At 58.5% G+C, this 26978-nt stretch carries 25 protein-coding genes; 15 read left to right on the top strand and 10 right to left on the bottom strand.

Annotated features, from left to right (window positions below):
- Positions 1–93: 93 nt before the first annotated feature.
- Both FHL07_RS13155 and yejK read right to left on the bottom strand, forming a co-directional pair.
- Entirely contained in the window at positions 94–444 is a 351-nt protein-coding gene (locus FHL07_RS13155) for a glutaredoxin family protein (protein WP_016781886.1), read from the bottom strand.
- Positions 444–1448, bottom strand: a complete 1005-nt coding sequence (gene yejK, locus FHL07_RS13150; protein ID WP_095001225.1) for a nucleoid-associated protein YejK — start codon at positions 1446–1448, stop codon at positions 444–446. The genes FHL07_RS13155 and yejK overlap by 1 nt, the downstream gene beginning before the upstream one ends.
- A 386-nt stretch (positions 1449–1834) precedes the next feature.
- Here yejK and FHL07_RS13145 point away from each other — a divergent pair, with 386 nt between their 5' ends.
- On the top strand, positions 1835–2116 hold the full coding sequence (locus FHL07_RS13145) for an HU family DNA-binding protein (RefSeq protein ID WP_003440137.1): 282 nt from the start codon (positions 1835–1837) through the stop codon (positions 2114–2116).
- A gap of 133 nt (positions 2117–2249) precedes the next feature.
- Here FHL07_RS13145 and rlmF read toward each other — a convergent pair whose 3' ends face one another.
- The 5 genes from rlmF to FHL07_RS13120 all read right to left on the bottom strand — a co-directional run bounded on the left by rlmF (position 2250) and on the right by FHL07_RS13120 (position 8780).
- Positions 2250–3266 (bottom strand): 23S rRNA (adenine(1618)-N(6))-methyltransferase RlmF, encoded by a 1017-nt coding sequence (gene rlmF / locus FHL07_RS13140; RefSeq protein ID WP_095001226.1) that lies wholly within the window; start codon positions 3264–3266, stop codon positions 2250–2252.
- Positions 3267–3355: 89 nt separating this feature from the next.
- Positions 3356–6202: a valine--tRNA ligase gene (locus tag FHL07_RS13135; protein WP_095001227.1), complete on the bottom strand. Its 2847-nt coding sequence runs from the start codon at positions 6200–6202 to the stop codon at positions 3356–3358.
- Positions 6203–6374: 172 nt separating this feature from the next.
- Positions 6375–6770, bottom strand: coding sequence for a DNA polymerase III subunit chi (locus FHL07_RS13130; RefSeq protein WP_095001228.1), 396 nt, complete (start codon positions 6768–6770; stop codon positions 6375–6377).
- Positions 6771–6777: 7 nt separating this feature from the next.
- On the bottom strand, positions 6778–7230 hold the full coding sequence (locus FHL07_RS13125) for a DNA polymerase III subunit chi (RefSeq protein ID WP_095001229.1): 453 nt from the start codon (positions 7228–7230) through the stop codon (positions 6778–6780).
- A gap of 59 nt (positions 7231–7289) precedes the next feature.
- On the bottom strand, positions 7290–8780 hold the full coding sequence (locus tag FHL07_RS13120) for a leucyl aminopeptidase (protein WP_095001230.1): 1491 nt from the start codon (positions 8778–8780) through the stop codon (positions 7290–7292).
- A gap of 310 nt (positions 8781–9090) precedes the next feature.
- Between FHL07_RS13120 and lptF the strand changes: the two genes are divergently transcribed.
- The 8 genes from lptF to pdxJ all read left to right on the top strand — a co-directional run bounded on the left by lptF (position 9091) and on the right by pdxJ (position 17534).
- The gene (gene lptF, locus FHL07_RS13115) at positions 9091–10209 is read left to right on the top strand and encodes an LPS export ABC transporter permease LptF (RefSeq protein ID WP_095001231.1); all 1119 of its coding nucleotides are present in this window, start codon (positions 9091–9093) and stop codon (positions 10207–10209) included.
- The gene (gene lptG, locus FHL07_RS13110; protein ID WP_138738579.1) at positions 10202–11263 is read left to right on the top strand and encodes an LPS export ABC transporter permease LptG; all 1062 of its coding nucleotides are present in this window, start codon (positions 10202–10204) and stop codon (positions 11261–11263) included. Before lptF ends, lptG begins: the two co-directional genes overlap by 8 nt.
- Before the next feature lie 161 nt (positions 11264–11424).
- The gene (gene lepA, locus FHL07_RS13105; protein WP_095001233.1) at positions 11425–13224 is read left to right on the top strand and encodes a translation elongation factor 4; all 1800 of its coding nucleotides are present in this window, start codon (positions 11425–11427) and stop codon (positions 13222–13224) included.
- A gap of 5 nt (positions 13225–13229) precedes the next feature.
- The gene (gene lepB, locus FHL07_RS13100; protein WP_095001234.1) at positions 13230–14084 is read left to right on the top strand and encodes a signal peptidase I; all 855 of its coding nucleotides are present in this window, start codon (positions 13230–13232) and stop codon (positions 14082–14084) included.
- Between the two features lie 218 nt (positions 14085–14302).
- Positions 14303–14992 carry a ribonuclease III gene (rnc, locus tag FHL07_RS13095; protein WP_095001235.1) on the top strand — a complete coding sequence of 230 codons (690 nt, stop codon included), beginning with the start codon at positions 14303–14305 and terminating at the stop codon, positions 14990–14992.
- On the top strand, positions 14985–15887 hold the full coding sequence (gene era / locus FHL07_RS13090; protein WP_095001236.1) for a GTPase Era: 903 nt from the start codon (positions 14985–14987) through the stop codon (positions 15885–15887). The genes rnc and era overlap by 8 nt, the downstream gene beginning before the upstream one ends.
- A gap of 162 nt (positions 15888–16049) precedes the next feature.
- Positions 16050–16739: a DNA repair protein RecO gene (gene recO, locus FHL07_RS13085; RefSeq protein WP_138738578.1), complete on the top strand. Its 690-nt coding sequence runs from the start codon at positions 16050–16052 to the stop codon at positions 16737–16739.
- Positions 16740–16790: 51 nt separating this feature from the next.
- On the top strand, positions 16791–17534 hold the full coding sequence (pdxJ, locus tag FHL07_RS13080) for a pyridoxine 5'-phosphate synthase (RefSeq protein ID WP_095001238.1): 744 nt from the start codon (positions 16791–16793) through the stop codon (positions 17532–17534).
- 87 nt (positions 17535–17621) lie between these two features.
- On the opposite strand, the gene mltF is transcribed toward pdxJ, so the two are convergent.
- Positions 17622–19079 carry a membrane-bound lytic murein transglycosylase MltF gene (mltF, locus tag FHL07_RS13075; protein WP_095001239.1) on the bottom strand — a complete coding sequence of 486 codons (1458 nt, stop codon included), beginning with the start codon at positions 19077–19079 and terminating at the stop codon, positions 17622–17624.
- Positions 19080–19364: 285 nt separating this feature from the next.
- Between mltF and purL the strand changes: the two genes are divergently transcribed.
- Together purL and FHL07_RS13065 are read left to right on the top strand one after the other, a co-directional pair.
- Complete coding sequence (gene purL / locus FHL07_RS13070; protein ID WP_095018204.1) at positions 19365–23261, top strand: phosphoribosylformylglycinamidine synthase; 3897 nt, start codon at positions 19365–19367, stop codon at positions 23259–23261.
- 4 nt (positions 23262–23265) lie between these two features.
- Entirely contained in the window at positions 23266–23577 is a 312-nt protein-coding gene (locus tag FHL07_RS13065) for a Nif3-like dinuclear metal center hexameric protein (protein WP_095001241.1), read from the top strand.
- Between the two features lie 72 nt (positions 23578–23649).
- On the opposite strand, the gene FHL07_RS13060 is transcribed toward FHL07_RS13065, so the two are convergent.
- Together FHL07_RS13060 and FHL07_RS13055 are read right to left on the bottom strand one after the other, a co-directional pair.
- Entirely contained in the window at positions 23650–24216 is a 567-nt protein-coding gene (locus tag FHL07_RS13060; RefSeq protein ID WP_095001242.1) for a L,D-transpeptidase family protein, read from the bottom strand.
- Positions 24217–24251: 35 nt separating this feature from the next.
- Positions 24252–24809: an NUDIX hydrolase gene (locus FHL07_RS13055; RefSeq protein WP_095001243.1), complete on the bottom strand. Its 558-nt coding sequence runs from the start codon at positions 24807–24809 to the stop codon at positions 24252–24254.
- A 145-nt stretch (positions 24810–24954) separates the two neighbouring features.
- Here FHL07_RS13055 and FHL07_RS13050 point away from each other — a divergent pair, with 145 nt between their 5' ends.
- From FHL07_RS13050 to FHL07_RS13035, 4 genes are all read left to right on the top strand, one after another.
- Positions 24955–25557, top strand: a complete 603-nt coding sequence (locus tag FHL07_RS13050; RefSeq protein ID WP_138738577.1) for a CoA pyrophosphatase — start codon at positions 24955–24957, stop codon at positions 25555–25557.
- A 40-nt stretch (positions 25558–25597) separates the two neighbouring features.
- Complete coding sequence (locus FHL07_RS13045; RefSeq protein WP_095001245.1) at positions 25598–26122, top strand: gamma carbonic anhydrase family protein; 525 nt, start codon at positions 25598–25600, stop codon at positions 26120–26122.
- The gene (locus FHL07_RS13040; protein WP_016781908.1) at positions 26119–26328 is read left to right on the top strand and encodes a DUF1289 domain-containing protein; all 210 of its coding nucleotides are present in this window, start codon (positions 26119–26121) and stop codon (positions 26326–26328) included. The genes FHL07_RS13045 and FHL07_RS13040 overlap by 4 nt, the downstream gene beginning before the upstream one ends.
- 177 nt (positions 26329–26505) lie before the next feature.
- Positions 26506–26967, top strand: coding sequence for a VUT family protein (locus FHL07_RS13035; protein WP_095018202.1), 462 nt, complete (start codon positions 26506–26508; stop codon positions 26965–26967).
- Positions 26968–26978 lie beyond the last annotated feature (11 nt).

Raw genomic sequence — 26978 nt, 5'->3', positions numbered from 1 at the left:
CCGCGATGGTATCTCTGCGGTTTGTCTGGCTGACCGCAGCGCCTGCATCGCGAGCAAGCCCGCTCCCACAGAAATTGAACAGTTGTTCCCGGCTTATTTCAGTGCCGCCAATATCGCATCGGGCTTGAAGTCGCGAATCAGCGTGCCGTTTACATCCAGTATCGGAATGCCGCGCCCGCCCAGCGCCTCGTAAGCCTGGCGGGCACTGGCATCCTTGTCGATATCGAATTCCTTGAACGGTATGCCTTTCTCATCCAGGAACCGCCGAGTGGCCTTGCAGTAGCCGCACCACTCGGTGGAGTACAACACCACCCGGGCGCTGGCCCGGGTTTGCTCACTGACGACACCCGAAGGGTTGAGCACGCGCTCGATCTTGCCCCAGTTCTGAAAGATGACCACTACCACCAGAACAAACAGGACTTTCTTCAAGATACCGTTGAGCATTACTTGCTGCGCTTGAGCTGATCGAGCAGTTGGGTCGGCAAGCCCTTGATCACCAGCGTACCGGCTTCTTCGTCGAACTCGACCTTGGAACCCAACAGGTGTGCCTCAAAGCTGATAGAGAGCCCCTCAGCGCGCCCGGTGAAGCGACGGAACTGGTTCAGGGTGCGCTTGTCAGCAGGAATTTCGGGGGACAGGCCGTAATCCTTGTTACGGATATGATCGTAGAAAGCCTTGGGGCGTTCTTCGTCGATCAACTCGGACAACTCTTCCAGGCCCATTGGTTCGCCGATTTTTGCCTGACTGCTGGCGTAATCGACCAGGGTCTTGGTTTTTTCCCGGGCGGACTCTTCCGGCAAGTCTTCGCTTTCTACGAAGTCACTGAAGGCCTTGAGCAGGGTACGGGTTTCGCCCGGGCCATCGACACCTTCCTGGCAGCCGATAAAGTCGCGGAAGTACTCCGAAACCTTCTTGCCGTTTTTACCTTTGATAAACGAAATGTATTGCTTGGACTGCTTGTTGTTCTGCCACTCGGAAATGTTGATCCGTGCGGCCAGGTGCAGCTGGCCAAGGTCCAGATGGCGCGAAGGCGTCACGTCCAGCTCCGAGGTCACGGCAACGCCGTCGCTGTGGTGCAGCAGGGCGATGGCCAGGTAGTCGGTCATGCCTTGCTGGTAATGGGCGAACAGCACGTGGCCGCCAACGGAAAGGTTGGACTCTTCCATCAGTTTTTGCAGATGCTCGACGGCGACGCGGCTGAACGCCGTGAAGTCTTTACCGCCATCGAGGTATTCCTTGAGCCAGCCGCTGAACGGATGCGCGCCGGACTCGGCATGGAAAAACCCCCAGGCTTTACCTTGCTTGGCGTTATAGCTTTCGTTGAGGTCAGCGAGCATGTTCTCGATGGCTTGAGACCCGGCCAGTTCAGAGTCACGGGCGTGGAGAACTGCGGGCGTACCGTCGGGTTTTTTGTCAATCAAGTGGACGATGCAATGACGGATCGGCATGGGCTTCTCGGTGTGTAATGAGAGGGCAGGGTGCACACCCCGCAAAGGCGCCAAGTGTACCGCACCTGAGCCTCGGGTCGGGGTTTGGGGGGCTTGAGGGCGCCCTGGACGGTTTTTTTACCGTTTTAAGGCCATAAAGCTGACCAAAAGCCCAGGTAGAGGCGGATATTTAACTGTCTCTGTGCTAGTTTTGCCCGGTCTTGCGCTCGGAAACGGCGTAAAGCGTGCATTCAGCATGTGTCAGGTCGAACCAAACCCCGTTTTAGCTATCTATATCCGCGATTCGTCGTGAAAGCTGGCGGGTGTGCCAGACCCTTGAGATCTGGCTCGATGGCTGACATTGCACTCTGCAAACCAAATGAATTTGATAGGGAAGGAACATCTCAATGGCTATTACTAAAGACCAACTGATCGCTGATATCGCTGAAGCTATCGACGCGCCGAAAACTACCGCGCGTAACGCTCTGGACCAACTGGCCCAGATCGTTGCTGATCAATTGGAAAATGGCGGCGAAATCACTCTGCCAGGTATTGGCAAACTGAAAGTGACCGAGCGTCCTGCCCGTACTGGCCGTAACCCTTCGACTGGCGCAGCCATCGAAATCGCAGCCAAAAAAGTTATCAAGCTCGTTGTGGCCAAAGGCCTGACTGACGCTGTTAACAAGTAAGACTGCTGTAAAAAAGCCGCGCTTCGGATTACTCCGAAGCGCGGCTTTTTTATGCCTGCAAATCTTGTAGCATCTGCCGAACGCAGCCTCGCGCAGCTCGGCAGCTGCTACGAGGTTTTGCATATTTACAAGATTACTTCCAGTTCTTCTCGCGCCACAGCTGTTGCTGTTCTTTGTCATGGAATGTCCAGGCGACAAAGCGGCTTTGCTTGTTGCCCTGAGACATGTCGACCACCTGGCTTTCGCGCACGCCAGCTTTTTTCAGTGCCGTCTGAATCGCCGGCAAGTTGGACGCCTTGGACACCAGTACGCTGAACCACAGCACCTGACGGCCCACTTGCACGCTTTCGCGAATCAGTTGGGTCACAAAGCGCTGCTCGCCCCCTTCACACCACAATTCGGCCGCTTGACCGCCAAAGTTCAGAACAGGCAGTTTGCGCTTGGGATCAGCTTTGCCCAGTGCCCGCCATTTACGCTCGCTGCCGCGCGTTGCTTCATCGATGGACGCATGAAACGGCGGGTTGCACATGCTCAGGTCAAAACGCTCGGCGCTGTCCAGGACGTCCAGCAAGATCTTCTTCTGATCGGGTTGCAGGCGCAGGCTGATGGCTTTGTTCAGGCCGTTGGACTGCACGATCGCCTTGGCCGCTTTAACGGCTGTAGGGTCAACTTCGGTGCCCAGGAACTGCCAGCGGTATTCGCTGTGACCAATCAGCGGGTAAACGCAGTTTGCGCCCATACCGATGTCCAGCACGCGCACGCTCGGGCCACGCGGGATGACGCCATCGTTCATGGTGGCCAGCAGGTCGGCCAGAAAGTGCACGTAGTCAGCGCGACCGGGCACAGGCGGGCACAGGTAGTCAGCCGGAATGTCCCAGTGGGCGATACCGTAGAACGCCTTGAGCAGCGCACGGTTGAATACGCGCACGGCATCCGGGTTGGCGAAGTCGATGCTTTCTTTGCCGTACGGGTTGATGATCACGAACTCTGCCAGCTCAGGGCAGACCGAAATCAGCTGCGGGAAGTCGTAGCGGCCCTGATGGCGGTTACGTGGGTGCAGGCTTGGCTTGACCCGTGGCTCAGCCGGCTTGGCGTCGCTGACAGCCTTGGGCTTGTGGCGTGTGGCTTTGGAAGTGCGTGGGGTTGTCATGTTCAATTCATTCCACAAAAGCAATCGCGGGCAAGCCCTTAGTTCCTTTCAGAGCTAAGGGCTTGCCCGCGATCAGGTGCGCAGCTTTATTACAGGCTGGAAATCCGCGCGTGCTGTTCGGCCAATTTGCTCAAGGCTTGTTCGGCTTCGGCTAACTTGGTTCGTTCTTTTTCGATGACTTCGGCCGGAGCTTTGTCAACGAACGCGGCGTTAGAGAGTTTTCCACCTACGCGGGCCACTTCGCCGTTCAGACGCTGGATTTCCTTGTCCAGACGCGCCAACTCTGCATCTTTGTCGATCAGGCCGGCCATGGGCACCAGCACTTCCATCTCGCCTACCAGTGCGGTAGCCGACAGCGGTGCTTCGGCGCCCTCTTGCAGCACGGTGATCGCTTCGAGTTTAGCCAGCTTTTTGAGCAAGGCATCGTTCTCGGCCAGACGGCGTTGATCTTCGCTGCTGACGTTTTTCAGGTATATCTGCAAAGGCTTGCCCGGGCCGATGTTCATTTCGCCACGGATGTTGCGAATACCCAGCATCAGGCCCTTGAGCCATTCGATATCGTCTTCGGCGGCCTGGTCGATGCGCGCTTCGTTCGGTACCGGCCACGGTTGCAGCATGATGGTCTTGCCTTCAGCACCGGCCAGCGGCGCGATGCGCTGCCAGATTTCTTCGGTGATGAATGGCATGAACGGATGCGCCAGGCGCAACGCCACTTCCAGCACCCGAACCAGCGTACGGCGAGTGCCGCGCTGACGTTCTACCGGGGCGTTTTCGTCCCACAGCACAGGCTTGGACAGTTCCAGGTACCAGTCGCAGTACTGGTTCCAGATGAACTCGTACAGCGCTTGCGCCGCGAGGTCGAAACGGAACTGGTCGAGGTGACGGGTCACTTCTGCTTCGGTGCGCTGCAGCTGCGAGATGATCCAGCGGTCAGCCAGCGACAGTTCGTAGGCTTCGCCGTTCTGGCCGCAGTCTTCGCCCTTGTCCAGCACGTAGCGTGCGGCGTTCCAGATCTTGTTGCAGAAGTTGCGATAGCCTTCGACGCGGCCCATGTCGAACTTGATGTCACGGCCGGTGGACGCCAGCGAGCAGAACGTGAAGCGCAGGGCGTCGGTACCGTAGCTGGCGATGCCGTCGGCGAATTCGTCGCGGGTCTGCTTCTCGATTTTCTTCAGCAGTTTTGGCTGCATCAGGCCGGTGGTGCGTTTGGCCACCAGGTCTTCGAGCTCGATGCCGTCGATGATGTCCAGCGGGTCCAGGACGTTGCCCTTGGACTTAGACATCTTCTGGCCTTGACCGTCACGGACCAGGCCGTGGACATACACGGTCTTGAACGGAACTTGCGGGGTGCCGTCTTCGTTTTTCACCAAATGCATGGTGAGCATGATCATCCGGGCAACCCAGAAGAAAATGATGTCGAAACCGGTAACCAGCACGTCAGTGGAGTGGAAGGTTTTCAGTGCTTCGGTTTTTTCCGGCCAGCCGAGGGTGGAGAACGTCCACAGACCCGAACTGAACCAGGTGTCGAGCACGTCGTTGTCCTGTTGCAAGGCAACGTCCGGGCCCAGGTTGTTCTTGGCGCGTACTTCGGCCTCGTCGCGGCCTACATAGACTTTGCCCGACTCGTCGTACCAGGCCGGAATGCGGTGGCCCCACCACAGCTGACGGCTGATGCACCAGTCCTGGATGTCGCGCATCCACGAGAAGTACATGTTTTCGTACTGTTTAGGCACGAACGCGATGCGCCCGTCTTCCACGGCAGCAATGGCAGGCTCTGCCAGAGGCTTGGTCGACACGTACCACTGGTCAGTCAGCCACGGTTCGATCACGGTGCCCGAACGGTCGCCTTTCGGCACTTTCAGGGCGTGATCATCGACGCTGACCAACAGGCCGGCTTCGTCGAAATCAGCGACAATTTGCTTGCGCGCTTCGAAGCGGTCCAGGCCTGCATACTTGGCCGGCAGGGTACCGTCGATGGACTCGTTCAGCGTGCCATCGAGGTTGAACACCTGGGCAGCAGGCAGCACGGCGGCGTTTTTATCGAAGATGTTGAGCAGCGGCAGGTTGTGACGCTTGCCGACTTCGTAGTCGTTGAAATCGTGGGCCGGGGTGATTTTCACACAACCGGTACCGAATTCAGGATCGCAATAATCGTCCGCGATGATCGGAATGCGGCGGCCAACCAGCGGCAGCTCGACAAACTTGCCGATCAGGGCCTTGTAGCGCTCGTCTTCCGGGTTTACCGCAACAGCTGCGTCGCCCAGCATGGTTTCCGGACGGGTGGTAGCAACCACCAGGTAGTCCAGGCCTTCGGCGGTCTTGGCGCCGTCAGCCAGCGGGTAGCGCAGGTTCCACAGGAAACCTTTCTCGTCGTGGTTTTCCACTTCAAGGTCGGAGATGGCCGTGTGCAGCTTGGTGTCCCAGTTGACCAGGCGCTTGCCACGATAGATCAGGCCGTCTTCGTGGAGGCGCACGAAGGCTTCCTTCACGGCTTCAGACAGGCCGTCATCCATGGTGAAGCGCTCGCGGCTCCAGTCTACGGACGAACCCAGGCGACGGATCTGACGGCTGATGTTGCCGCCGGACTGATCTTTCCATTCCCAGATCTTGTCGAGGAATTTTTCACGACCCAAATCGTGGCGGTTCAGGCCTTGTGCTTCGATCTGACGCTCGACCAGCATCTGGGTGGCGATGCCCGCGTGGTCGGTACCCGGCTGCCACAGGGTGTTGCGGCCCTGCATGCGACGGAAACGGATCAGGGCATCCATGATCGCGTTGTTGAAGCCGTGCCCCATGTGCAGGCTGCCGGTGACGTTCGGCGGCGGAATCATGATGGTGTACGGGTCGCCCGCGCCTTGCGGGGCAAAATAATTCTCTTCTTCCCAGGTTTTGTACCAGGAAGTTTCAATGGCGTGCGGCTGGTAGGTCTTATCCATGCGCGGCGGGACCCTATTGGCATTAATTCAGGAAAGCCGGCAAGTATAGCGGGGTGGGACTGCGCGGGGAACCTATTGCTGTTGTGGGAGCGGGCTTGCTCGCGATACGGGCAACCCGGTGCATCGGCTTCATTAAGGTGCTGCAATCGCGAGCAAGCCCGCTCCCACAGGGTCAGCTTTGATGTTGGGCGAGCAGACGCTCCATGTGGGCATCAAGGCGGCGCTTGATCTCGGTTTCGATGTGCGGGGCGAAGTCGTTGATCACGTCCTGCATGATGGCCTGGGCAGCAGTGCGCAGCTCTCGGTCCAGGTGCGCAAGCAGTGCGTCAGGGGCTTTCTCCGTCGCGGGCGCCGGGGTGATGCCGACCAGCGGTATTTGCGTGGGCACCGGCTCCGGCTCTGGTTCATCGCTGATAACTTCGTCGAGCAACGGGATCTGTTCGTCGGGCCGACCTACCATCTCTGTCAGCAGCGGCGGTTGCAGCCCCTCATCGCCGAGCAGCTTGCGAATGGACTCAAGATCATCAAGCAGGTGTGCAGCTTTTTGCGGCGAATTGGAGGTGTCCATCGTGTGCTCAGAGTCGTTGTAACTTGTGGTCCTGCAGAGGATAGCCCTGTTCTCGGTAGAAACGGAAACTCTCCCGTGCAGCCTGTCGCACGGCGGGGTCTTCGACCACCACTTCGGCCACGCGGGCGAAGCGCTTGAAAAAGTCGGGGACTTTGAGGTCCAGGTTGATCAGTAAGTCTTGGTGGCTTGCGGGTGCATCCGTACAGCCCATGACCACGACGCCATCGGGTTGGTCTTCAGTGTTGCTGTGGGGCACGAAGCTTTCGCCCTTGAAGCGCCACAGGCGTTCATCCAGGTCCTGGCGCTGGGCACTGTCAGAGCAATGCAGATACACGCGATGGCCCAGGCGCCAGGCCTTCTCGGTGAGTTTGCAGGCAAAATCCAGCCGCGCAGAGGGTTCGGCGCTGGGCAGGATATAAAAGTCGATCTTGGTGAGTTCTTGGTTTGCTTCGGGGGTCATTGCGATTCCTGAATCGGGACTGCGCCGCCCTCAAGCGGCGCAGTCTTCGATTGTCAGCTTCAAGCGTTGGCGCGATCCAGCAGGTACTGGGTCAGCAGGGGCACTGGGCGGCCACTTGCGCCCTTGTCCTTGCCGCCGCTGACCCATGCCGTGCCGGCGATGTCCAGGTGCGCCCAGTTATAGGCCTTGGCAAAACGCGACAGGAAGCAGCCAGCAGTGATGGCGCCGCCTTTAGGCCCGCCAATGTTGGCCATATCGGCGAACGGGCTGTCCAGTTGTTCCTGGTACTCGTCGAACAGCGGCAGTTGCCATGCACGGTCGTCGGCTTGCTTGCCGGCTTCCAGCAACTGGTTGATCAGGTCGTCGTTGTTGCCCATCAGGCCCGAGGTGTGAGCGCCCAATGCAACCATGCAGGCGCCGGTCAGGGTGGCGATGTCGATCACGGCCTGTGGCTTGAAGCGCTCGGCGTAGGTCAGGGCGTCACACAGCACCAGACGGCCTTCGGCGTCGGTGTTGAGGATTTCGACCGTCTGGCCGCTCATGGTCGTCACGATGTCGCCCGGGCGTGCCGCGCCGCCGCTAGGCATGTTTTCAGCACAGGCCAGAATGCACACCAGGTTGATCGGCAGTTTCAGCTCGAGTACGGCGCGCAGGGTGCCGAACACGCTGGCAGCACCACCCATGTCGTACTTCATTTCATCCATGCCGGCGCCCGGCTTGAGGCTGATGCCGCCGGTGTCGAAGGTGATGCCTTTACCTACCAGTACGTACGGTTTTTCGGATTTTTTGCCACCGGCGTAGTTCATCACGATCAGACGAGGCGGCTGGTCGCTGCCCTGGCCTACAGCGTAGAACGCGCCCATGCCCAGATCCTTGATCTTTTTCTCGTCAAGGATTTCGACTTTCAGGCCTTTGAACTCTTTGCCCAGATCCTTGGCCTGCTCGGCAAGGAAGCTCGGGTGACAGATGTTCGGCGGCAGGTTGCCCAGGTCGCGGGTGAACGCCATGCCGGCGGCAATTGCCTGGGCGTGGGTCACGGCGCGCTGCACTTCAGCCTGCGCGGCCTTGATGGTCAGCAGGGTGATTTTTTTCAGGGCGCGGGGTTCGGCCTTCTGGCTTTTGAAACGGTCGAAGGTGTATTCGCCGTCTACGAGGGTTTCGGCCAGCAAGCGGGTCTTGCTGTAGCTGTCGCGGCCCTTGACCACCAATTCGTCCAGTGCGAACACCGCATCGCTACCGCCCAGGCCTTTGAGTACACCCAGTGCGCCGCTGATGATTTTGCGGAACGGGCGATCGCCCAGTTCTTCATCCTTGCCGGTACCCAGCAGCAGCACGCGCTCGGCTTTGAGGTTGGGCAAGCTGTGCAACAGCAGGCTTTGACCGGTTTTGCCGGCCAGGTCGCCGCGCTTGAGGACTGCGCTGATGGCGCCACCGGTGAGTTCGTCGAGGGCTTTGGCGGTTGGGCCGAGCTTGCGGCCTTCGCCGATGGCGACCACCAGAGTGGCCGTTTTCAACGTTTCTGGGCTAACGCTTTTTACAACCAGTTCCATGTCCGGGTCCCTGAGTCAAATGGTCAACATGCACACAAACAGTTCTGTTTGTTTGCTTATATAGAAGAAGCGCTTCACCTGTGATCAAGGCTGGCGTCAAGGCGGGCAGTTTGAACCCCGTCGGAGGAGCCTGACAACCCCGGTTTAGGGCCAAGTTGCCACTTTCAAGACTGTGCAGTGACAGGGGAGGGCATTCACAGGATAATGCGCCATCTTTTTAGACGGCCCATCTCATCTATGATGAGGTATGTGCCGACTCGTTATGCTGTTTGTTTGGCCGCCTTAGCCTGACGACCCTGGAGTGTCTGGTTTGATCGTCTTCCGTTATCTGTCCCGCGAAGTCCTGCTTACATTGAGCGCTGTCAGTGCTGTGCTGCTGGTCATCATCATGAGCGGTCGCTTCATCAAATATCTGGCCCAGGCCGCCTCGGGCGCCCTGGACCCGGGTTCGTTGTTCCTGATCATGGGCTTTCGCCTGCCGGGCTTCATGCAGCTGATCCTGCCTCTGGGGCTGTTCCTGGGCATTCTTCTCTCTTATGGTCGCTTGTACCTTGAGAGCGAAATGACCGTGCTGTCGGCTACCGGTATGAGTCGTCAGCGGTTGCTGGCCATGACCATGGCACCGGCTGCGCTGGTCGCGCTGATCGTGGCCTGGCTCAGTCTGAGCCTGGCCCCGCAGGGCAACAATGAATTCCAGCTGCTGCTCAACAAGCAGGATGCCCTGACCGAATTCGACACCCTGGAGGCCGGGCGCTTCCAGTCGCTGAGTGACGGTACGCGGGTGACCTACACCGAAGAATTGAGCAATGACCGCAGCCTCTTGTCCGGCGTATTCATTTCGCAGAAGAAACTCGGAGAAGAGGCCAAGGATCGCAGTATTTCCGTGCTGCTGGCCGAGAAGGGTCATCAGGAAGTGCGTCCTGACGGCAGTCGCTGGCTGGTGCTGAACAATGGCTATCGCTATGACGGCAATCCTGGGCAGGCCGATTATCGGGCAATCAAGTACGACACCTATGGTGTGCTGCTGCCCAAGCCGGAAGTCAGCAATGAAGTGACAGACCGCGATGCGATCCCTACCGCTAGCCTTCTCGGCAGCACGGATCCTCGTGTGGTTGCCGAGCTGCATTGGCGGATTGCCTTCCCCGTGCTGGTCTTTATCGTGACCTTGATCGCAGTGCCGTTGTCGCGGGTCAATCCGCGTCAGGGGCGCTTCCTCAAGTTGTTGCCGGCGATTCTTCTTTATATGAGCTACCTGAGCATGCTGACCTGGGGCAAGGGGCTTCTTCAGGATGGCAAGACCCCGATGGCGCTGGGCCTGTGGTGGGTGCATGGGCTGTTCCTGATCATTGGCCTGGGGTTGATGTACTGGGAGCCGCTGCGCTTGAAACTGGCAAGTCGCCGTAGTGCCGAGGAGATGGCCCGTGGTTAAGCTCGACCGCTACATTGGTAGCAGTGTGTTGTTGGCGATTCTGGCCGTGTTGGGGATCATCCTCGGGCTGGCCCTGCTGTTTGCCGTGATCGACGAGATGCGCAGTCTCAGCAGCACCTACACCGTTCTGGATGTGTTCAGTTTTGTCATGCTGACTGCGCCCCGACGCCTGTATGAAATGTTGCCGATGGCAGCGTTGATTGGCTGCCTGATCGGTTTGGGCGGCCTGGCCAGCAACAGTGAGCTGACCATCATGCGTGCCGCAGGTGTGTCCCTTGGGCGCATCGTCTGGGCCGTGATGAAGCCGATGCTGGTGCTGATGGTTGCAGGGGTGCTGATTGGCGAATATGTAGTGCCTGCCACGGAAAACATTGCCCAGGCCAACCGCGCGCTGGCCCAGGGCGGTGGCGACTCGCAAAGCTCCAAGCATGGCTTGTGGCACCGCCAGGGTGATGAGTTTATCCATATCAACGCCGTTCAGCCCGATGGCCTGCTTTACGGTGTGACCCGTTATCGCTTCGACAAAGACCATCAGATGCAGTCGGCAAGCTTTGCCAAAAAGGCCCAGTACCACCAGGGCGACTGGCAGTTGAGTGATGTGAGCACCACTCTTTTTCATGGCGACAGCACTGAGGTAGTCAAGGTGCCTGAAGAAAAATGGGACGTGTCGTTGAGCCCGCAACTGCTCAATACCGTGGTCATGGCGCCCGAATCGCTGTCGATTTCCGGGTTGTGGAACTATATCCACTACCTCAAGGATCAGGGCCTGAACAACGGCCGTTACTGGCTGGCTTTTTGGGTCAAGGTGTTGCAGCCGCTGGTGACTGCCGCGCTGGTATTGATGGCCATATCTTTCATCTTCGGCCCGTTGCGCTCTGTTACGCTGGGGCAGCGGGTTTTTACCGGGGTGCTGGTGGGGTTTACCTTCAAGATCGCCCAGGACCTGCTGGGGCCTTTGAGCCTGGTGTTCGGCTTCTCGCCGCTGTTTGCGGTGCTGCTGCCGGCTTCCATTTGTGCCGTGGCCGGTATCTGGCTGTTACGTCGGGCGGGTTGAGTAGCGCTCATTGAGCCAATCAAGAGCCTCTATCTCGCGATAGGGGCTTTTTTGTAGGTGCCCATTGGCCTGTGAACGTGACGCTTGGCGCGATGTTCAGGTACAATTCCCGGCTATTTTTCGGCGGGCAGTCTGCCTGCGACTTTTTTGAGTGTTGACCCGTGAGTGATCTGAGTCATATCCGCAATTTCTCCATCATCGCCCACATTGACCATGGCAAGTCGACGCTGGCCGATCGTTTCATCCAGATGTGCGGTGGCCTGACTGCCCGCGAAATGGAGGCCCAGGTACTGGACTCCATGGACCTCGAGCGTGAGCGCGGGATCACCATCAAGGCCCACAGCGTCACCTTGTATTACACGGCCAAAGACGGTAATACCTACCAGTTGAACTTCATTGATACCCCGGGCCACGTTGACTTCACCTACGAAGTTAGCCGTTCCCTGGCGGCCTGTGAAGGTGCGTTGCTGGTGGTCGATGCGGGGCAGGGTGTAGAAGCCCAGTCCGTAGCCAACTGCTACACCGCGATTGAACAGGGCCTGGAAGTCATGCCGGTGCTGAACAAGATCGACCTGCCACAGGCCGATCCTGATCGCGTTAAGGAAGAAATCGAAAAAATCATTGGCATCGACGCCACTGATGCCGTGACCTGCAGCGCCAAGACCGGCCTGGGCGTGGACGAGGTGCTTGAGCGCCTGGTACACACCATTCCTGCGCCGACCGGCAATATCGAAGATCCGCTGCAAGCGTTGATCATCGACTCCTGGTTCGACAACTACCTGGGCGTTGTGTCCTTGGTTCGCGTGCGCCACGGCCGCGTGAAAAAGGGCGACAAGATTCTGGTTAAATCCACCGGCAAGATCCACCTGGTGGACAGCGTTGGTGTATTCAACCCGAAACACACCGCCACTGCAGACCTGAAAGCCGGTGAAGTAGGTTTCATCATCGCCGGTATCAAGGACATTCACGGTGCGCCAGTGGGCGATACCCTGACCTTGAGCACGACTCCGGATGTTGATGTATTGCCCGGTTTCAAGCGTATTCAGCCTCAGGTATACGCGGGCCTGTTCCCGGTTAGCTCCGATGACTTCGAAGACTTCCGTGATGCGTTGCAAAAACTGACGCTGAACGACTCTTCGCTGCAATACACGCCAGAAAGCTCTGACGCACTGGGCTTCGGCTTCCGTTGCGGCTTCCTGGGCATGCTGCACATGGAGATCATTCAGGAGCGCCTGGAGCGCGAGTACAACCTGGACCTGATCACCACTGCGCCAACCGTAATTTTCGAACTGCTGCTCAAGACCGGTGAAACGATTTACGTCGATAACCCGTCCAAGCTGCCAGATCTTTCAATGATTGAAGACATGCGCGAGCCAATCGTGCGTGCCAACATTCTTGTGCCTCAGGAGCACCTGGGTAACGTCATTACCCTGTGCATTGAAAAACGTGGCGTGCAGCACGACATGTTGTTCCTGGGTACCCAGGTACAAGTGACCTACGATTTGCCGATGAACGAAGTGGTTCTGGACTTCTTCGACCGTCTCAAATCCACCAGTCGCGGCTATGCTTCGCTTGATTACCACTTCGATCGTTACCAGTCAGCTAATCTGGTCAAGCTCGATGTGCTGATCAACGGTGACAAGGTAGATGCGCTGGCCCTGATCGTGCACAAGGAAAACGCGCACTACAAAGGTCGCCAGTTGACCGAGAAGATGAAAGAACTGATTCCGCGTCAGATGTTCGACGTCGCGATCCAGGCCGCCATTGGCGGGCAGATCATTGCACGGACCTCCGTCAAGGCACTCAGAAAGAACGTACTGGCCAAATGCTACGGTGGTGACGTTAGCCGTAAGCGCAAGCTGTTGGAAAAGCAAAAGGCCGGTAAAAAACGCATGAAGCAAGTGGGCAACGTGGAAATTCCACAAGAAGCCTTCCTTGCAGTGCTCCGTTTGGATAGCTAGGTCCTATGTCACTAAATTTCCCGCTGTTGCTGGTCATTGCTGTTGCCGTGTGCGGTTTGCTGGCGCTGCTCGATTTGGTCTTCCTGGCTCCGCGCCGGCGCAAGGCCATTGCCAACTATCAAGCCAGCGTTACGCCGGTTGATATGCAGGTAGTCGAAAAGCTCAACAAGGAGCCGCTGCTGGTTGAATACGGCAAGTCGTTCTTTCCCGTGTTGTTTATCGTGCTGGTGTTGCGTTCGTTTCTGGTTGAGCCGTTCCAGATTCCGTCCGGCTCGATGAAACCGACCCTGGATGTGGGCGATTTCATTTTGGTGAACAAGTTTTCGTACGGGATCCGCTTGCCGGTACTCGACACGAAAATCATCGAAGTGGGTGATCCGAAGCGGGGCGATGTGATGGTGTTTCGCTACCCAAGCGATCCTACAGTCAACTACATCAAGCGTGTAGTTGGCCTGCCGGGCGACAAGATCCGCTATACCAGCGACAAGCATCTTTATGTCAACGACCAACTGGTTGCCGAGCAACTGGTCAAGGCCGAGCCTGGAACCCTGGGCAGTGCCGAGTTGTACAAAGAGAAGCTGGGCGAAGTCGAGCACATGATCCGCAAGGAAATGAGCCGCTATCGTGCGCCGCCTGACAAGGAGTGGACGGTTCCGGCCGGGCATTACTTCATGATGGGTGACAACCGTGACAATTCGAACGACAGCCGTTACTGGGATGATCCGAACATTCCCAAAGACGAGCTGGGCATGGTTCCCGACAAGAATATTGTCGGCAAGGCCTTCGCTGTTTGGATGAGCTGGCCGGAACCCAAGGCGAGCAACCTGCCGAACTTCTCGCGGGTTGGTCTGATCAAGTAGCCAGAACGGCGCTGTTTATAACAGCGCCGATTGCTTTTCAGGTGTGCGAAACAAGTCGCGCGCCTGAGTATTCAGGATGTGGATTTGAACAAAGCGTTAAGTGTGACGGCGGCGAACAGCCTGTTCCCTGTCCATTTGCTATGCGATAAACGAGCATCACTGATCCCTAATATCGGTCCGGTGGTGACATTCGGCCACGAACTCAGCGTGGGTAAATCGTGAGTTTTTCTTTAGAACGTTTAGAGCGTCAGCTCGGCTACACCTTCAAAGACCAGGAACTGATGGTTCTGGCCCTGACACACCGCAGTTTCGCGGGGCGCAATAACGAGCGCCTTGAGTTCCTGGGGGATGCCATTCTCAATTTTGTTGCCGGCGAAGCCTTGTTTGACCGTTTCCCGCTGGCGCGTGAAGGCCAGTTGTCACGCTTGCGTGCGCGGCTGGTAAAGGGTGAGACCCTGGCAGTACTGGCTCGCGGCTTTGAGCTGGGCGAGTACCTGCGCCTGGGTTCCGGTGAACTGAAAAGCGGCGGATTTCGCCGTGAATCGATCCTGGCCGATGCCCTTGAGGCGCTGATCGGTGCCATTTACCTGGACGCCGGCATGGATGTCGCTCGCGACCGCGTACTGGCCTGGCTGGCCAGCGAGTTCGAGACGCTGACCCTGGTCGACACCAACAAAGATCCAAAGACCCGCCTGCAAGAGTTCTTGCAGTCGCGTGCCTGCGACCTGCCACGTTACGAAGTGGTGGATATCCAGGGCGAACCGCATTGCCGCACCTTCTTTGTCGAGTGCGAGATTGCCTTATTGAATGAAAAAAGCCGGGGACAGGGCGTGAGCCGTCGTATTGCCGAACAGGTAGCGGCCGCCGCAGCACTGATTGCCCTTGGCGTGGAGAATGGTCATGACTGATTCAACCGCAACTCGCTGTGGCTACGTTGCCATTGTTGGTCGTCCAAACGTGGGTAAATCCACACTGCTGAACCATATCCTGGGTCAAAAGCTGGCGATCACCTCGCGTAAGCCTCAGACCACCCGCCACAACATGCTGGGCATCAAGACCGAAGGCAACGTGCAAGCGGTCTACGTGGATACCCCGGGCATGCACAAGGGCGGCGAAAAGGCCCTGAACCGCTACATGAACAAAACCGCTTCGGCTGCGTTGAAAGACGTCGATGTGGTGATCTTCGTTGTTGACCGCACCAAGTGGACCGACGAAGACCAGATGGTGCTGGAGCGCGTGCAGTACGTAACCGGCCCGCTGATCGTGGCGTTGAACAAGACCGATCGTATCGAAGACAAAGCCGAGCTGATGCCGCACCTGAGCTGGCTTCAGGAGCAACTGCCGAACGCCCAGATCATCCCGATCTCGGCTCAGCACGGGCACAACCTTGAAGCCCTTGAGCGCGTGATTGCCGATCACCTGCCGGAAAACGAGCACTTCTTCCCGGAAGACCAGATCACCGATCGCAGCAGCCGCTTCCTGGCCGCCGAACTGGTACGTGAAAAGATCATGCGCCAGATGGGTGCCGAGCTGCCGTACCAGATCACCGTCGAGATCGAAGAGTTCAAGCAGCAGGGCAAAACCCTGCATATCCATGCCTTGATTCTGGTTGAGCGTGATGGTCAGAAAAAAATCATCATTGGCGACAAGGGCGAGCGTATCAAGCGTATCGGTACCGAAGCGCGCAAGGATATGGAGCTGCTGTTCGACTCCAAGATCATGCTTAACCTTTGGGTTAAAGTGAAAGGTGGCTGGTCCGACGACGAGCGCGCCCTGCGTTCGCTGGGCTACGGCGACCTGTAAGCACAGCATTACACCCCCCCTGTGGGAGCGGGCTTGCTCGCGATAGCATCAACTCGGAACTTCAGACAGGCCGAGTTGCTGCTATCGCGAGCAAGCCCGCTCCCACATTAGTTTTATGCTGTTCTTCCTGGCAGTGTTTGCCTTTTGAGATAGCTGACTTCCATGTCCAGTAAACCCCCGGCCCCCCAACTCGCCTACGTCCTGCACAGTCGCCCCTATCGTGAAACCAGTGCCCTGGTGGATTTCATCACGCCTCAAGGGCGCCTGCGGGCCGTGCTGCGCAGTGCGCGGGGCAAGGCGGGGACGCTGGCCCGGCCTTTTGTGCCGCTGGAAATCGAATTTCGCGGCCGTGGCGAGCTGAAAAACGTCGGACGCATGGAGAGTGTCGGGATTGCCACCTGGCTCAATGGCGAAGCGCTGTTCAGCGGCCTCTATCTCAATGAGCTGCTGATCAGGCTGTTGCCAGCCGAAGACCCGCATCCCGCGGTCTTCGACCACTATGCCGCGACGCTGGTGGCGCTTGCGCAAGGACGCGCGCTCGAACCTCTGCTGCGAGCGTTCGAATGGCGCCTGCTGGACGATCTGGGCTATGGCTTTTCGTTGACCCGGGACATTCAAGGCGAACCGGTGGCCAGCGATGGCATGTACCGTTTGCAGGTAGATGCCGGGCTTGAACGGATTTATCTGGTGCAGCCCGGTCTGTTTCATGGCACCGAACTGCACGCAATGGCCGAGGCTGACTGGACCGTGCCCGGAGCCTTGTCCGCCGCCAAGCGCCTGATGCGTCAGGCATTGGCCGTGCATTTGGCTGGTAAACCGCTGGCCAGTCGTGAGTTGTTTCGCAAGCCCTGAATAGACCGGTATGCTGTGCGCCGAATCGTCAACTCTTCAGGAGAGCCCCCCGTGACCCAAAGCAATCGCATTCTTCTCGGCGTGAACATCGACCACGTAGCCACGCTGCGTCAGGCTCGCGGCACCCGTTACCCTGATCCGGTCAAGGCAGCGCTGGATGCAGAAGAGGCGGGCGCCGACGGCATTACCGTGCACTTGCGCGAAGATCGTCGACATATCCAGGAACGCGATGTGTTGCTGCTCAAGGATGTCCTGCAAACGCGCATGAACTTCGAAATGGGCGTTACCGAAGAGATGATGCTGTTTGCCGAGCGCATTCGCCCGGCGCATATCTGCCTGGTGCCTGAAACCCGTCAGGAACTGACCACCGAAGGCGGTCTGGATGTTGCCGGGCAGGAAGCGCGGATCAAGGCAGCTGTCGAGCGGCTGAGCAAGATTGGCTGTGAAGTGTCGCTGTTTATTGACGCCGATGAGCGTCAGATCGAAGCGTCCAGGCGCGTAGGCGCACCGGCAATCGAACTGCACACCGGACGCTATGCCGATGCCCAGACCCCGACCGAAGTCGCCGAAGAGTTGCAGCGTGTCGCCGATGGCGTTGCGTTTGGCCTGGCTCAAGGGCTGATCGTCAATGCTGGCCACGGTCTGCATTACCACAACGTGGAAGCGGTAGCCGCGATCAAGGGCATCAATGAATTGAACATTGGCCATGCGCTGGTGGCGCATGCATTGTTCGTGGGCTTCAAGTCGGCAGTGGCTGAAATGAAAGCGCTGATTGTGGCTGCGGCCAAGGTTTAAAAACGGCTACGGGGATCATTCAATTGTGGGAGCGAGCCTGCTCGCGAAGCTCATTCGCGAGCAGGCTCGCTCCCACGGAATTGTGTTCTACAACTGCGGCTCTTCTTTGGGCTTGGTCTTGTCGATGCCGGGGATATGCAGCTTGCTGTCGGCCGCCTGATCACCTTCGAGCTGTGGCTGCGTGGCCCAGGTCAAGATGTCGTAGTAACGACGGATGTTGGCCACAAAATGTACTGGCTCGCCGCCACGGGCGTAGCCATAGCGGGTTTTGCTGTACCACTGCTTCTGCGCAAGGCGAGGCAGCATTTTCTTTACATCAAGCCACTTGTTCGGGTTCAGGCCTTCTTTCTTGGCCAGCTTGCGTGCGTCTTCCAGATGACCGCCACCCACGTTGTAGGCAGCCAGTGCGAACCAGGTGCGATCCGGTTCCTGAATATCATCGTCCAGCTCGCTCTTGATCAATGCGAGGTATTTGGCGCCGCCCATGATGCTTTGCTTGGCATCCAGGCGGTTGGACACGCCCATCGCTTGAGCCGTGTTCTGGGTCAGCATCATCAGGCCGCGCACACCTGTTTTTGAGGTGACGGCGGGTTGCCATAAAGATTCCTGATAACCCATGGCTGCCAGCAGGCGCCAGTCGATCTGTTCTTTTTTGGCCGCTTCCTTGAAGAACTTTTCGTACTTGGGCAAGCGCTGTTGCAGGTGCTGGGCGAAGGTGTACGCGCCAACGTAGCCAAGGACATCGACATGCCCGTAGTAGCGGTCTTTAAGGCGTTGCAGGGTGCCGTTCTTTTCGACCTTGTCCAGATAGGCGTTGATCTCGTTGAGCAGGCTGTTGTCTTCACCGGCCGCCACTGCCCAGCGCTGGCTGCGTGCATCGCCTAGGTCAAAGGCGACGCGCACGTTGGGGAAGTACACCTGGTTCATCGCCACTTCGTTGGAGTCGACCAGCGTGAGGTCGATCTGGCCTTCATCGACCATGCGCAGCAAATCGACGACTTCGACCGCGTCGGATTCGTCGTACTCGATTCCGGGGTACTGTTTTTTCAGTTCGGCCAGTTGCTCGGCGTGGGAGCTGCCTTTAAGGACCGTGATGCGCTTACCGGCCAGATCCGCAGCAGAGGTGGGGCGGGACTGGCCGTTGCGGTAGATGATCTGCGGCGTGACTTCGAGGTACGGGTGGGAAAATCTGGCTTGTTGCAGGCGTTTCTCGCTGCTGACCAGTCCGGCAGCAGCCAGAACCGGGCCGTCAGGCTGGCCCAGTTGATTGAACAGTTCGTCCAGGTTGTCCGCGGTCTCGATTTTGAGCTCAACCCCAAGATCGTCGGCAAAACGCTTCACCAGCTCGTATTCAAAGCCGGTTTCACCATTGCGATCCTCAAAGTAGGTCGCAGGGCTGTTGCGGGTAATCACCCGCAGTACCCCATCCTCCTTTACGCGCTCCAGGGTGCTGGGTTTTTCAACGCAGGCACTGAGCATCAGGAAGAGTCCGGTTGCGAGCAGCCATTTGGCGCAGCGCGGGCGGATATCAGTTAGAGAAAACATCCGCGCAGTATACGCAAAGCAGCACGGGTGCCATATCTCGACAATTTCCAGTCATTCTGATATTGACCGCGAAAATCGCTCAAACCCTTGTAAAATGGGGGGTAGAGCTCTGTTTAAAGATCATAATCGAGCATCCGTTAAGCGGCTGATAGCTATAAAGAATAAGGCTTTGGTCGATTCGCGACGTCTGGTGCGCTTCAGGTGTGCCGTTTCGGGTGCCGTGGCGAACGGTTTAGGCTAGAATGCCCGGCCTCAAAGCATACCCCTCCCGAGGCTGTCCCGAAGATGTTGATCCTGCGCGGCGCTCCTGCCCTTTCTGCCTTTCGCCACAGCAAACTCCTTGCACAACTGAGCCTCAAGGTTCCGTCTGTCACTGGTTTGTATGCTGAATTCGCCCACTTTGCCGATACCACCGGTGAGCTGACCAGCGATGAACAGCAGGTACTGGCTCGTCTCCTGAAGTACGGCCCAAGCGTGCCGGTCCAAGAGCCGAGCGGCCGACTGTTCCTGGTGTTGCCGCGGTTTGGCACCATCTCTCCCTGGTCGAGCAAGGCCAGCGACATTGCCCGTAACTGTGGCCTGGCTAAAATCCAGCGCCTGGAACGCGGCATTGCATTCTATGTAGCTGGCCAGTTCAGCGATGCGGATGCCGAACTGATCGGCGCTGTATTGCATGACCGCATGACGCAAATCGTGCTGGGCGCTCTGGAGCAGGCTGCAGGCTTGTTCAGCCACGCCGAGCCAAAGCCGCTGACCGCGATTGACGTACTGGGTGGCGGTCGTGCCGCGCTGGAAAAAGCCAACGTCGAGCTGGGCCTTGCCCTGGCCGAAGACGAAATCGATTATCTGGTCAATGCCTTCAACGGTCTGGGTCGCAACCCGCACGACATCGAATTGATGATGTTTGCCCAGGCCAACTCCGAACATTGCCGCCACAAGATCTTCAACGCCAGCTGGGACATCGACGGCCAAAGCCAGGACAAGAGCCTGTTTGGCATGATCAAGAACACCTACGTGATGCACAGCGAAGGCGTTCTGTCTGCTTATAAAGACAACGCGTCGGTTATCGTCGGCAGTGTTGCCGGGCGTTTCTTCCCTGATCCCGAAACCCGCCAGTACGGTGCGGTGCAGGAACCAGTGCACATCCTGATGAAGGTAGAGACCCACAACCACCCGACCGCCATTGCCCCGTTCCCGGGTGCAGCGACAGGCTCCGGTGGTGAGATCCGTGACGAAGGTGCAACCGGTCGTGGTGCCAAGCCAAAGGCCGGCCTGACCGGTTTCACCGTGTCCAACCTGCAGATCCCGGGCTTTGTACAACCGTGGGAAGTGCCGTACGGCAAGCCTGAGCGCATTGTTACCGCGCTGGACATCATGATCGAAGGCCCGCTGGGCGGTGCTGCATTCAACAATGAATTCGGTCGTCCTGCCCTGACCGGTTACTTCCGTACGTTCGAGCAGTCCATCACCACCCCCCGTGGCGAAGAAGTGCGTGGTTACCACAAGCCGATCATGTTGGCCGGCGGCATGGGCAACATCCGCGCCGAACACGTGCAGAAAGCCGAAATCACCGTGGGCTCCAAGCTCATCGTGCTGGGCGGTCCGGCCATGCTGATCGGCCTGGGTGGCGGTGCAGCATCCTCTATGGCCACCGGCGCAAGCTCGGCTGACCTGGACTTCGCTTCGGTACAGCGCGAAAACCCGGAAATGGAGCGTCGTTGCCAGGAAGTGATCGACCGCTGCTGGCAGCTGGGTGACAAGAACCCGATCAGCTTTATCCACGATGTGGGTGCTGGCGGTTTGTCCAACGCATTCCCTGAGCTGGTGAACGACGGCGACCGTGGTGGCCGTTTCGAACTGCGCAACATTCCAAACGACGAGCCGGGCATGGCCCCGCACGAAATCTGGAGCAACGAATCCCAGGAACGTTATGTTCTGGCGGTGGGCGTCGAAGATTTCGAGCGCTTCCAGGCGATCTGCGAACGCGAGCGTTGCCCGTTTGCCGTCGTCGGTGAAGCCACTGCCGAGCCGCAACTGACCGTGACCGACAGCCACTTCGGCAACAACCCGGTGGACATGCCACTGGAAGTGTTGCTGGGCAAGGCGCCGCGCATGCACCGTTCGGCTGTTCGCGAAGAAGAGTTGGGCGATGATTTCGACCCGGCACAACTGAGCATCGGCGAGTGCGTCGAGCGCGTTCTGCATCACCCGGCCGTTGCCAGCAAAAGCTTCCTGATCACCATCGGCGACCGCACCATCACCGGTCTGGTTGCCCGCGACCAGATGGTCGGGCCGTGGCAGGTTCCTGTGGCTGACGTTGCTGTCACCGCAACCAGCTTCGACGTCTACACCGGTGAAGCCATGGCCATGGGCGAGCGTACGCCGCTGGCACTGCTGGATGCTCCGGCATCGGGCCGCATGGCAATTGGTGAGACCCTGACCAATATCGCGGCTTCGCGCATTGGCAAGATCAGCGACATCAAGCTGTCAGCCAACTGGATGTCCGCTGCAGGCCACCCGGGTGAAGACGCCCGCTTGTACGACACCGTCAAGGCTGTCGGCATGGAGCTGTGCCCTGAGCTGGGCATCACCATTCCGGTGGGCAAGGACTCGATGTCGATGCAAACCCGCTGGAGCGAAGAGGGCACGGACAAAACCGTGACCTCGCCGCTGTCGCTGGTTGTGACCGGTTTTGCCCCGGTGCTCGACGTTCGCCAGACCCTGACCCCGGTACTGCGCATGGACAAAGGCCTGACCGATCTGATCCTGATCGACCTGGGCCGTGGCCAGAACCGCATGGGCGCCTCGATCCTGGCCCAGACCTACGGCAAGCTGGGCAAGCAGGCCCCTGACGTTGATGACGCAGAAGACCTCAAGGCTTTCTTCGCGGTGATCCAGGGCCTGAATGCCGATGGTCACCTGCTGGCTTACCATGACCGTTCCGACGGTGGTTTGCTGACCAGCGTGATGGAAATGGCCTTTGCCGGCCACTGCGGTCTGAACCTGACCCTGGATTGCCTCGCAGACAGCGCCAGCCAGCTCCCGGCCATCCTGTTCAACGAAGAACTGGGCGCCGTGATTCAGGTGCGTCAGGACGCGACTGCTGATGTGCTTGCACAGTTCAGCGCTGCAGGCCTGGGCGAGTGTGTCGACGTGATCGGCCAGCCGCTGAACAACAGCGAAGTCACCATCACCTTCAACGATGAAAAAGTGTTTGTCGGTCAGCGTGGCGAGTTGCAGCGCCAGTGGGCTGAAACCAGCTTCCAGATCCAGCGTATGCGTGACAACGCGGACTGCGCACAGCAAGAGTTCGACGTGCTGCTCGAAGAAGACAACCCGGGCCTGACTGCCCAGTTGAGCTTTGACGTCAACGCCAATATCAGCGCGCCGTACATCAAGAAAGGCATTCGTCCGCAAGTGGCTGTCCTGCGTGAGCAGGGCGTCAACGGTCAGGTTGAAATGGCCGCGGCGTTTGACCGTGCCGGTTTCAATGCAATCGACGTACACATGAGCGATATTCTGGCCGGCCGTGTCGACCTGAACGAGTTCAAAGGTCTGGTTGCCTGCGGTGGTTTCTCCTACGGCGACGTACTGGGTGCCGGTGAAGGCTGGGCCAAGTCGGCGCTGTTCAATGCCCGTGCCCGCGATGCGTTCCAGAGCTTCTTCGAGCGCACTGACAGCTTCTCCCTAGGTGTGTGCAACGGTTGCCAGATGATGTCCAACCTGAGCGAACTGATCCCTGGCAGCGAGCTGTGGCCACACTTTGTGCGCAACCGTTCCGAGCAGTTCGAAGCCCGTGTGGCGATGGTTCAGGTTCAGGAGTCGAACTCGATCTTCCTGCAGGGCATGGCCGGTTCGCGCATGCCGATCGCCATTGCTCATGGTGAAGGTCATGCCGAGTTCGCCAGCGAAGAAGCCATGCTGCAAGCGGACCTGTCCGGTTCGGTGGCGCTGCGCTTCGTCGACAACCACGGCAAGGTCACGGAAAACTACCCGGCCAACCCTAACGGCTCGCCGCGCGGGATTACCGGCCTGACCAGCCGTGACGGCCGTGTGACCATCATGATGCCGCACCCGGAACGGGTATTCCGCGCCGTGCAGAACTCGTGGCGCCCGGAAGAGTGGAACGAAGATGCGCCGTGGTTGCGCATGTTCCGTAACGCTCGTGTGTGGGTAGATTAAGAGCATGTACAAGCTCAGCTTTTTCGTTCCTCCGAGCCATGTGGACGTGGTCAAGGATGCCGTATTCGCTGCCGGTGGCGGACGGATCGGCAGCTATGACCACTGCGCCTGGCAGACCATGGGCCAGGGCCAGTTTCGCGCGCTGGACGGCAGCCAGCCGTTCATCGGGCAAACTGGTCAGGTCGAGTATGTGGGGGAGTGGAAGGTTGAGCTGGTCGTCGCCGATGATCTGATTCAGGCCGTGGTGGCTGCGCTCAAGCACAGCCACCCGTATGAAACCCCTGCGTACGAAGTGTGGCAACTGGCTGATTTCTAGCCACAAGTCATATAAAAAACCCGCTGAACCGTTACCGGTCAGCGGGTTTTTTGTTGCTCGTATGACAGCTGGCTATGGGCGGATTTCAACCATGGTGCCGTCTGGAACGAGGTTCCAGACTTCACGCATTTCGTGGTTTTTCATCGCGATGCACCCATCGGTCCAGTCCAGGGTATGGAACAGTTCCTCGGGGTTGTCTTCGCTGTCCGGGGTGCCGTGGATCATGATCATCGAGCCCGGGTTCAGGCCTTCACGCCGGGCCGTGGCAGCGTCGCTGATGTTGGGGTAGTTGATGTGCATCGCCAGGTTGAACTTGTCGCTTTTTTTGCGCCAGTCGACCCAGTAGATGCCCTCGGGAGTGCGTTTGTCCCCTTCGCGTACTTTTGGGCCCTTGGGTTGTTTGCCCAGGGAGATGCGGTAGGTCTTGACCGGTTTGCCGTTGCTGATCAGCTCCAGCTTGCGGGCAGACTTGATGACCAGCACCTTGTCGATATTCTGCCCGGGACGTACCGGAAGCGACGAAGGGGCGGGTTTCAGGACCTGGTTTTTATCAACGGGTTTGCCGTTTACGGTTATGACAACAGAGGCCTGGCAGGTAACGGCAAATGACAGGCATAGAGCAGCGAGCAACCAACGCATTAGAGGAACATTCCTGAGTTACAAGGCAAGCAGCATTATTTTTGGGCGGTCTTCAGGCTGGCCAGCGGTGCTACAGCCTCGCTGCGTACGGGGTAGTGAGCGCCCGGGCGGTCAGCGAAAAAGCATTCTAAGGTACGGCTGACCGTGCGGAAAGCCAGCTCTGACCAAGGGATGTCGACTTCTTCAAACAGGCGCACTTCCAGGCTCTCTTCACCGGCTGCGAAGTTCGGGCCCAGCAGGTCGGCGCGGTAGAAAATATGCACCTGATTGATATGCGGCACATCGATCAGGGTGTAGATGGCCAGGTTCTCAACCACGGCACAGGCTTCCTCCAGGGTTTCGCGTCGGGCCGCGTTTTCAACCGTCTCGCCGTTCTCCATAAAGCCTGCGGGCAGTGTCCAGTAGCCTTTGCGCGGTTCGATGGCGCGACGGCACAGCAGCACTTGTGTGCCCCACACGGGCACGCAACCGGCGACAATATTGGGGTTTTGATAATGAATGGTCTGGCAGTGGTCGCAGACATAGCGCAGGCGCGAATCGCCTTGCGGGATATGCTGGCTGACGGAGTGGCCGCACTGGCTACAAAATTTCATGCTGTGGTCTCTGGCTCGTTGCCTATCTTGGGGGCTGAGGCGGGCTCGCGGCAAGTGTGGTCTGGCGGGCTGCGACACTGTAGGACTTGGGTGCCCGGTGCGATTTGGTGCATGATGCCCGATAAGTGCCGGATCGAGATGACCTATGCTGGACGAGCTGCTTGGCCGTGTGAGCCGCTATACCCCACGGACGCTGGAAACAGAACGGAATTACCCGGAAGCTGCGGTGTTGTTGCCGGTCACACGCAGTTCTGAGCCTGAGTTGATTCTCACCCTGCGTGCCAGCGGGTTGTCGACCCACGGTGGTGAAGTGGCTTTTCCGGGCGGTCGCCGCGATCCGGAAGACCCCGACCTGGTGTTCACCGCCCTGCGTGAGGCCGAAGAAGAAATCGGCTTGCCGCCGGGGCTGGTCGAGGTGATCGGGCCGCTGAGCCCCTTGATCTCGTTACACGGTATTCGCGTAATGCCTTATGTCGGTCTGGTCCCGGATTACGTTGAGTATCTGGCCAATGACGCCGAAATCGCCGCGGTATTCAGCGTGCCGCTGGAGTTCTTCCGCCAGGACCCGCGTGAGCACACTCATCGCATCGACTACCAGGGCCGTAGCTGGTACGTGCCGAGCTACCGTTTTGGCGTGTATAAAATCTGGGGACTGACGGCAATCATGATCGTGGAGCTGATGAACCTGCTCTATGACGACGTCAATATCAACCTGCATACCCCGCCTGAACGTTCCATTCCAATTTAGAGCCGTCAGCAGACGGCCACGCCTGCCTTGAGGACATCCCATGAAATACCGCTTGGGCGACTCGTTCGTCGAAACCCATCCCGAAAGCTGGACCGCACCCAATGCCACCCTGATCGGCAAGGTGCGCCTGGAAGAGGGCGCCAGTGTCTGGTTTAACGCCGTGTTGCGTGGCGATAACGAACTGATCCTGATCGGCAAGCACAGCAATGTGCAAGATGGTGCGGTGATGCATACCGACATGGGCTATCCGCTCACACTTGGCACGGGCGTGACCATCGGTCATAACGCCATGTTGCATGGTTGTACGGTGGGCGATTACAGCCTGATCGGTATCAATGCAGTGATCCTCAATGGCGCGAAAATCGGCAAGCATTGCATCATTGGCGCCAACTCGTTGATTGGCGAAGGTAAGGAAATTCCGGACGGCTCGCTGGTCATGGGGTCGCCGGGCAAGGTGGTACGTGACCTGACGGATGAGCAGAAAAAATTGCTGGAAGCCAGCGCGGCCCACTACGTCAAGAACGGCCAGCGATATGCCCGTGACCTTCAGGTGCAAGAACAATGACGGAAGCAGAGCGCCCGGTCGCCTCGCCCTGTGTGAATATCTGCGCGCTGGACGACGACGATGTGTGCAGTGGCTGCCAGCGTACCGTGGCGGAAATCACCCGCTGGAGCCGCATGACCAACCCGGAGCGCCGCGAGGTGCTAGTGCTGTGCCATGAGCGGGCCAAAGCCAGTGGTGTGGTGTGGATGTTGGGTTCCGGTAGCTGACAACGCTTCTTTATTGTGTGAGCGGGCTTGCTCGCGATGCAGGCGCCGCGACCTGTCAGGCAAACTGCGCTGATGTCATCGTGAGCAAGCCCGCTCCCGCAGGGGGATGTCGCGGGTACAAAATCGACTGCGACTCAAGTACCCTGTGCGCCTTATTTAGAGGTGTCGCCCGCTGCCATGCTGTTTCTTGTCGCTTATATCGCCAGCGTCGTGCTGATCAACTACGCGTTTTCCACTGCGCCGCACCTGGACATCATCTGGTCAGCCTGGGGTGGCCTGGTGTTTGTATTGCGCGACATGGTGCAAACCCGATTCGGTCACGGTGCCCTGCTGGCCATGCTGGCGGCCCTGGTGTTGTCGTACGTCACCTCCGATCCTTCCATTGCACTGGCCAGCGCCACTGCCTTCGCCGTGTCCGAGTGCATCGACTGGCTGGTCTTCAGCATCACCAAGCGGCCTTTGCATGACCGCTTGTGGATCAGCTCTGCGCTGAGCATCCCGATCGACACCTTTATCTTCTTCGGCATGATCGATGCCTTCACCCCTGGCGTGATCATTACCGCCATGGCCTCGAAATTCGCCGGCGTCACCTGCGTATGGCTGGCAATGGCCTGGCGTTTGCGCAAAGCCTCGGTCTAGTCATGTAAAAT

The organism is Pseudomonas sp. FSL W7-0098 (assembly GCF_005930585.1).
In the GTDB taxonomy this organism is placed as follows: domain Bacteria; phylum Pseudomonadota; class Gammaproteobacteria; order Pseudomonadales; family Pseudomonadaceae; genus Aquipseudomonas; species Aquipseudomonas bubulae.
This window is presented reverse-complemented; position numbering and strand designations above follow the sequence as displayed.